Source organism: Conexibacter sp. CPCC 206217 (assembly GCF_030646165.1).
Lineage (GTDB): Bacteria > Actinomycetota > Thermoleophilia > Solirubrobacterales > Solirubrobacteraceae > Conexibacter.
Genome location: NZ_JAUTDO010000006.1, coordinates 460,527 through 467,093, shown reverse-complemented (window position 1 = coordinate 467,093; position 6,567 = coordinate 460,527). Strand labels below are relative to the sequence as shown.

6 protein-coding genes and 1 pseudogene are annotated in these 6,567 nt (G+C 73.2%); 6 read left to right on the top strand and 1 reads right to left on the bottom strand.

Annotated elements, in window-relative coordinates:
* The 6 genes and pseudogenes from Q7L65_RS19120 to Q7L65_RS19095 form a co-directional block, all read left to right on the top strand.
* Nucleotides 1-587, top strand: a pseudogene (locus Q7L65_RS19120) (hypothetical protein); the annotation flags it as partial.
* Between the two features lie 209 nt (nucleotides 588-796).
* A complete protein-coding gene (locus Q7L65_RS19115) occupies nucleotides 797-1,924 on the top strand; it encodes a hypothetical protein (protein WP_304723559.1) in 1,128 nt (375 codons plus the stop codon).
* Nucleotides 1,925-2,049: 125 nt separating this feature from the next.
* Nucleotides 2,050-2,607 carry a transcriptional regulator gene (locus tag Q7L65_RS19110; RefSeq protein ID WP_304723558.1) on the top strand — a complete coding sequence of 186 codons (558 nt, stop codon included), beginning with the start codon at nucleotides 2,050-2,052 and terminating at the stop codon, nucleotides 2,605-2,607.
* Nucleotides 2,600-3,463 (top strand): SRPBCC family protein, encoded by an 864-nt coding sequence (locus tag Q7L65_RS19105; RefSeq protein WP_304723557.1) that lies wholly within the window; start codon nucleotides 2,600-2,602, stop codon nucleotides 3,461-3,463. The genes Q7L65_RS19110 and Q7L65_RS19105 overlap by 8 nt, the downstream gene beginning before the upstream one ends.
* A gap of 17 nt (nucleotides 3,464-3,480) precedes the next feature.
* A complete protein-coding gene (locus Q7L65_RS19100) occupies nucleotides 3,481-4,116 on the top strand; it encodes a hypothetical protein (RefSeq protein ID WP_304723556.1) in 636 nt (211 codons plus the stop codon).
* A 10-nt stretch (nucleotides 4,117-4,126) separates the two neighbouring features.
* The gene (locus Q7L65_RS19095) at nucleotides 4,127-5,041 is read left to right on the top strand and encodes a DMT family transporter (RefSeq protein WP_304723555.1); all 915 of its coding nucleotides are present in this window, start codon (nucleotides 4,127-4,129) and stop codon (nucleotides 5,039-5,041) included.
* Between the two features lie 39 nt (nucleotides 5,042-5,080).
* On the opposite strand, the gene Q7L65_RS19090 is transcribed toward Q7L65_RS19095, so the two are convergent.
* Complete coding sequence (locus Q7L65_RS19090; RefSeq protein WP_304723553.1) at nucleotides 5,081-6,559, bottom strand: amino acid permease; 1,479 nt, start codon at nucleotides 6,557-6,559, stop codon at nucleotides 5,081-5,083.
* Nucleotides 6,560-6,567: the final 8 nt, after the last annotated feature.

Here is a 6,567-nt window from a genome sequence, read left to right as displayed (position 1 = left end):
GTGCGGGCGCGGGCACAGGCGGCGGCGGTGCGGGCGCGGGCACAGGCGGCGGCGGTGCGGGCGCAGGCGGTGCAGGCTCGGGCAGCGCGGCCGGCGGCGCGCTCGGCCGGTTCGGCCGGCCCTCGCGCAAGCAGCTGCTCGGCGGCGGCGCGGCGGTCATAGCGATGCTGCTGCTCCTGCTCGCCGGCACGCGGATCTTCGGCGGCGACGATGCGCCCGCTCCGAGACCGGCCGCGGCGCCGGTCGCCCAGACGCAGCAGCCGACGGCAGCCGACAGAGCGCAGTCGCGCGCGGCGGCCGCGGCGCAGGCGCAGGCACGTCGAGCCGAGCGCGAGCGGGTCCTCGCCGCCCGCCGCGAGCTGGCCAGAGCGCAGCGCAGCGCGGCGCTCGCACGCCAGCGGGAGCAGCCGCCGCAGACGGTCGTCGAGCGGGAGTCGCCGCCCCCGGCCCCCACCCCCGTCGCGGCGCCCGAGCCACCACCGGTCGCGGCGCCGACGTCCGAACCGCAACCGCAGCAGCAGCAGCCGCCGCCCGCGAGAAGAGAGCTGATCACCGACGGCGCGCAGGAGTTCGGGCCGGAACGGTAGGCGACCGGTGGTCGCGGCCCCGCACGCGAGCACCGGCACGTTCCCGAACCGCTGCGGGTCGGGAACGTGCCGGTGCTCACCCGCGGCACGTGGCGGATCCGATCCGCCGGGGGGAATCGTCGCTCCGCGCGCGACGAAGTCGTGTGCATCCGCGTTCCCCAGCCGATCGACCGCCGTCCGACGGCCCGCCTCCCTGCGAGGTCGCAGGATTGCTGGAGCGGGTCGCCGCGACGGCGGTCGCGGCGCCTGGGTCGGAGGCGCTGACGTCGGCGGCCGCCGGCAGGCGCTACCTCGGCGACGCCGTCACGGCGACGTTCGACGGCGACGAGGCGACGCGGATCGCGCTGCTCGCGAGGCTGCTCGCGCTGGCCGACGCCGCCTGGCGCTGCAACGACCCCGGCCACGAGCTGACACCGCCGACCGACCGCCTCGCGTCGAGGCTGCAGCGCTGGGAGCACGCCCGCCACAGCGGTGCGGCCGCGCCGCGCCCGCACCCTCAGGAGATCGGTGCCCGCGTCGCGCTGCTCGACAGCGCCTACCCCCCGGCCGCCCTGCTCGGCCTCGACGTCGTCGCGACGGCGATCGCCGAGCCGGTCGCGGTCCACGTCCTCGCCGGTCCGATCAGCCTCGAGGAGGGCATCCGCTGCTCTGCCGAGCTGGACCCGATCGTCGCCGCCGCCGCGACGCTGCTCGCTGCGCCGCAGCGCGAGCACGACCGCGCGCCCGAGCACGAGGCCTGGCGACCCGATCGACCGCCGCGAGACGGACGCGAACCGCCGGATCGCGCGACGCGGCGCGACTGGGCGCAGCGACACCCGCGCGATACGCCGGACCGCTCCGCACGGGGCGCGCAGCCGTCGGGTGATCCCGACCGCGACGTCTACGTCCGCCCCGGCGCGACGCTCGCGCATGTCGAGCGGGTGGCGGCGCAGCTGGAGCTGATCGACCGCGGCGGGGTCGCGCTGAGCGATGCGCTGTGGGCGCGGGCGCTGTGGCTGGAGCTGGCAGCGGCGTTCGTCTTCGTGCACGACGCCTACGACGGCCGCCCCGCGCACGGCGCGCGCTGGCGCGCGGTCCACCGGATCGCCGCCGAGCAGCTCGCGGTCGGGCGCTTCGAGGCGACCCCGGCGGCGTATGACTGCGCCGCCGCGCTCATGTTCGCGCGCACCGCGGCGCTGACGTTCGCCGCCTGCTGGCTCGACGAGACGCGGCACGACGTCGCCTTCCCGCCGAGTTCGCTCGCGGTCGAGCGGATCGACGAGGCCGCGGCGCGTGCGCTGCTGGCGGCGTGGGCGCTCACTCCCCGCCGCGCGCCTCGTACTCGATCCGGCCCTTGATCAGCTGAAGCGCGAGCTGCCGGCGAAGAGGCCCGGCTGGACCTCGCTGCGCTCGAGGCTCCCGAGCGCATCACAGACATCGACTATTGACAAGCAATTCTTTTACGTACAAACTCTTTTTGGAAATGAGAGACGTCCTGTACATGGAAGCGGTCGAGCAGGCCGAGGCGCTGCTGAAGCCGCAGCGGATCGAGGTGCTGCGGCAGTTGGCCGAGCCCGGCACCTGCTCCGACGTGGCGGCGCGGCTGGGTCAGAGCCCCCAGCGCGTCTACTACCACGTCAGAAGACTGGTGCAGGCGGGCGTCGTCGAGCAGGTCTCCGCGCGCAGAGTGCGCGGGATCCAGGAGGGGATCTACCAGGCGAGCGCCCGCTCGTACTGGCTCTCCCCCAAGCTCGTCGGCCGGCTCGGCGGACGGCGCGCGCAGGACGAGCTGACGCTCGGCTACCTGCTCGACCTCGTCGAGCAGGTCCAGGCCGACATTGGCGCGCTCGACAGAGCCGCGCCGGAGCTGCCGTCGGTCGGGATCGCCGGCGAGATCCGCATCCCGCCCGCCCAGCGCGCCGAGTTCCTCGCCGATCTGCAGACCACGCTCCAGGACCTGTTCGCACGCTACGGCGGCGCCGAGGGAGACGCCTTCAAGCTCGCCGTGGCCTGCTACCCCAAGGGAGACGAAGATGAGTGAGCCGATGATCATCCGCGCCCGCCTGGCCGCACCGGTCGACGCCGTGCGCCGCGCCCTCACCGAGCCCGCGCAGCTGCGCGTCTGGTTCGCCGAGCACGCCGAGGTGGAGCTCCCGAACCGCTTCGAGTTCTGGGGCCGCTACACGCCCGAGGGCGATGCTCCGCACCAGCGCCTGCTGCACGCCGACGACACGACCCTGCGCTTCAACTGGCTGCTCGACGGCGTCGACACGACGACCGAGCTCTCGCTCGCGGCGACCGGTCCGGACTCCACCCTGCTGACGCTGACGCAGTCGCACTTCGACTACCAGGAGATGATGGCCGGGACGTCGATCCGCGGCGTGCTGCAGACGTTCTGGGTGCTCGCGACCGCGAACCTCGCCGACCACCTCGAAGGCCGTCCGCTGACGGCGCGCGTCGACTTCACCTCCGACGAGCTGCGCGCGGACGTGCTGGTCGACGCCTCCGCCGCCACGATCTTCGACGCGCTGACCGATTCTCAGAAGGTCTCGTCCTGGTTCGGCTTCCCGATCGAGATCGAGGCCGAGGTCGGCGGCCGCTACGCGATGGGCGGCTTCGACAACCCCCTCCTCCCCGCGAAGGTGCTCGAGCTGGAGCCGGGCCGCAAGCTGGCGGTCGACTGGGGACAGCCGGTCGGCGTCACGACGTGGGAGCTGGCGGAGTCCGACGGCAAGACGCGGCTGACGATGGTGCAGAGCGGCTTCGACGCCGCCAAGCCCCCGTACGGCGGCTGGAGCGGCAACGTCTCCGGGCTGGCGGAGCTGCGCCGCTACGTCGAGCGCTCCGACTGGCAGCCGATCTGGCCGCGGGACGAGGCTGCGGCGTCGCAGAGCTGACTATCGTCCGGACGTAGATGGGCGACCGAGCGCGGCAGACTCCCCTCCAGTGGCTGCTGACCGCGCTCGCGGTCGCCTGGCTGGTGACGGTCCTGACGATCCAGCTGCTCGGGCTCGCGCCCGCGGACATCGCCAGCAGCCCCGACTGGGTCGTCGACGGCCGCCTCGCACGGCTGCTCAGCAGCTCGCTCGTGATCGACGACGTCGTGCCGCTGCTGCAGTACGTCGCGCTGGCGGCGATCTGCGCCGCGGTGCTGATCCGACACGGCGCCCTGATCTGGTGGGCTGCGACGCTCGCCGGCCACGTCGGCTCTGCGCTGATCGCCTACGCCGTGATCGGCATCGCGATCGCGCTGGACTCCAACTCCGCCGAGCGCGCTGCGGACGACCTCGACTACGGGATCTCGTGCGTGCTCGCCGCCCAGCTCGGGGTGCTCTGCCTCGGCAGCGTGCAGCGCCTGCGCGCCGGCCGCGGGAGCGGGCTCGACCGCTTCGTGATCGTCGCCTCCGCGCTCGCGCTCGTGTTCTTCTTCGTGACGCTCGACTGGTTCGGGATCGAGCACCAGTTCGCGTTCCTGCTCGGCGCGGGCGTGCTGTGGCTGAGCGAGCGGCTCGTTGCCCGGCGCGCGGCGGGTCGCCGCTCGATGATCTAGGGTCGCCGCCGTGGAGATCATCCTCGCCCTGGCGGCCGCGCTGCTGTTCGCGCTCGGAACCGTGCTGCAGCAGAAGGCCGGGCTCGACGAGCCCGAGGCGGCCGCCGGCTCCAGCGGCGGGCTGCTGCTGCGGATGGCGCGGCGGCCGGTCTGGCTGATCGGCATCGCCGCCGACGCGCTCGGCTTCGTCGCGCAGGCGATCGCGCTGACGATCGGGCGGCTCGCGGTCGTGCAGCCGCTGCTGGTCTTCAGCGTCGTCTTCGCGCTGCCGCTCGGCGCGAAGCTCACCGGCCAGCGCGTGCGCCGCGCGGACATCGCCGCGGCCGTCGTGGTGACCGCCGCGCTCGCCGTCTTCCTGCTCGTCGCGGACCCGTCGGGCGGCCGCGACGACGCGCCGATCGGCGAGTGGCTGATCGCCGGCGCGATCATGGGCGGTGTCAGCGCCGTGCTGGTGCTGGTGGCCCGCCGGCTGCACCCGGCCGGCAAGGCGGCGACGCTGGGGATCGCGACCGGCATCCTGTTCGGCCTCAGCGCCGCGCTCACGAAGGCGGTCGGCGACCAGTTCGAGGAGGGCGTCTTCACGATCTTCACCGACTGGCACCTGTACGCGCTGATCGTCGTCGGCTACGCCTCGATGACGCTCAGCCAGCTGTCGCTGCAGACAGGCGTGCTCGCCCCCGCGATCGCGACCAGCATGGCGTTCGACCCGATCGCCAGCGTCGTGCTCGGCACGACGCTGCTGCAGGAGTCGCTGCACACCTCGACGCTCGGCGCGATCGCCGCCGTCGCCGCTCTGCTCGCCGCGCTCGGCGGGCTCGCGGTGCTGGCGCGGACCCAGGAGGGCGGAGCCGTCGCGCGCCCCGCCGCGGGCACGCACGTCACCGGGGCCGCCGAAGCGGCCGCGCCCGTCCAGCCGGCCGGCTGATTCGCTGGCGGGCGCCGCCTGCCGGCGCCCGTCTCCCGCTCAGTCCGCCGGCTGAACCGCCGGGCCGCTCGCCGCCGCGGCTTCGCCCTCCTCGGCGATCTTCTGCATGCGGGCAGTGCTCCGCGGCTTTGCGTACGAGAAGAAGATCACGAGGCCGATCAGCAGCCAGACGAACAGGCGGATCCAGGTCGTCACGGGCAAGAGCGCGATCAGCGCGGCGGCCGAGAGCATGCCGGCCGGAGCGACGATGTTGACCGCGGGGACGCGGAACGGGCGCTCCAGCTCGGGCCGTCTGTTGCGCAGCACGAGCACCGCGCCGGAGACGATCACGAACGACAGCAGCGTCCCGATCGAGACGAGGTTCGTCAGCACGTCGATCGGCGTGAAGCCGGCGACGATGCCGCCCGCGACCGCGCACACGAGCGTCGCGGTCCCGGGCGTTCTGAAGCGGCCGCTGATGTCGCCGAGCTTGTCCGGCAGCATCCCGTCGGAGGACATCCGCATGAAGATGCGGGTCTGGCCGTAGAAGGTCACGAGCACGGTCGCGGCGAGGCCGACGACCGCCGCGATCGACACGGCCGCCTCCAGCCACGCGAGCGACGGCCCGGCGGCGCGCACCGCCTCCGAGATCGGGTCGGCGACGTCGAGCCGTCTGTAGTCGACCATGCCGGTCATCACGACGCCGATCAGCACGTACAGCAGCGTCGAGATGCCGACCGTCGCCATCAGGCCGATCGGGATCGTGCGCTGCGGGTTGCGCGCCTCCGCGGCGGCGGTCGAGACCGCGTCGAAGCCGATGTAGGCGAAGAAGACGACGCCGGCGGCGCGCAGCACGCCGGTGATGCCGAAGTCGCCGAAGTGGCCGGTGTTCGGCGGGATGAACGGGTGCCAGTTGTCGCGCGAGATGTAGAAGAGGCCGAAGGCGACGAACGCGACCAGCACGCCGAGCTTCAGCGCGACCATCCAGTTGTTCGCCTTCGCCGACTCGCGCGTGCCGATGTAGAGCATCCCGCAGGTGAGGAAGACGATGAAGATCGCCGGCAGGTTGACGACGCCGGGGTTGTCCTGGAACGGCGCCTGCGTGAGCGAATGCGGCAATGTGATGCCGATCGACTGCAGCATCGAGTCGAAGTAGCCCGACCAGCCGACCGCGACGGTCGACGCCGCGAACAGGTACTCCAGCAGCAGATCCCAGCCGATGAACCAGGCGAGGAAGATGCCGAAGGTCGCGTAGGCGTACGAGTAGGTCGAGCCGGCGGCCGGGATCATCGCGGCCAGCTCGGCGTAGCAGAGCGCCGTGACGGCGGCCGCGAGGCCGGCGAGCAGGAACGAGAAGATCACGGCGGGGCCGGCGTACTGCGCGGCCGCGGCGCCGGTCGTGACGAAGATTCCCGCCCCGACGACGGACGCGATGCCGAGCGCCGTGAGGCTGCCGGCGCCCATCGCCGCCCCGTCGAGACGGGAGCGGTCGCGTCTTGCCTGCTCGAGGACGGCGTCGAGTTGGTTGCCCGGAGTCATCACAGCTT

Coding starts and splice junctions, on each gene's coding strand:
- Q7L65_RS19105 (WP_304723557.1), top strand. CDS start 2,600: ATGAGTGAGCCGATGATCATCCGCGCCCGCCTGGCCGCACCGGTCGAC.
- Q7L65_RS19100 (WP_304723556.1), top strand. CDS start 3,481: ATGGGCGACCGAGCGCGGCAGACTCCCCTCCAGTGGCTGCTGACCGCG.
- Q7L65_RS19110 (WP_304723558.1), top strand. CDS start 2,050: ATGAGAGACGTCCTGTACATGGAAGCGGTCGAGCAGGCCGAGGCGCTG.
- Q7L65_RS19090 (WP_304723553.1), bottom strand. CDS start 6,559: ATGACTCCGGGCAACCAACTCGACGCCGTCCTCGAGCAGGCAAGACGC.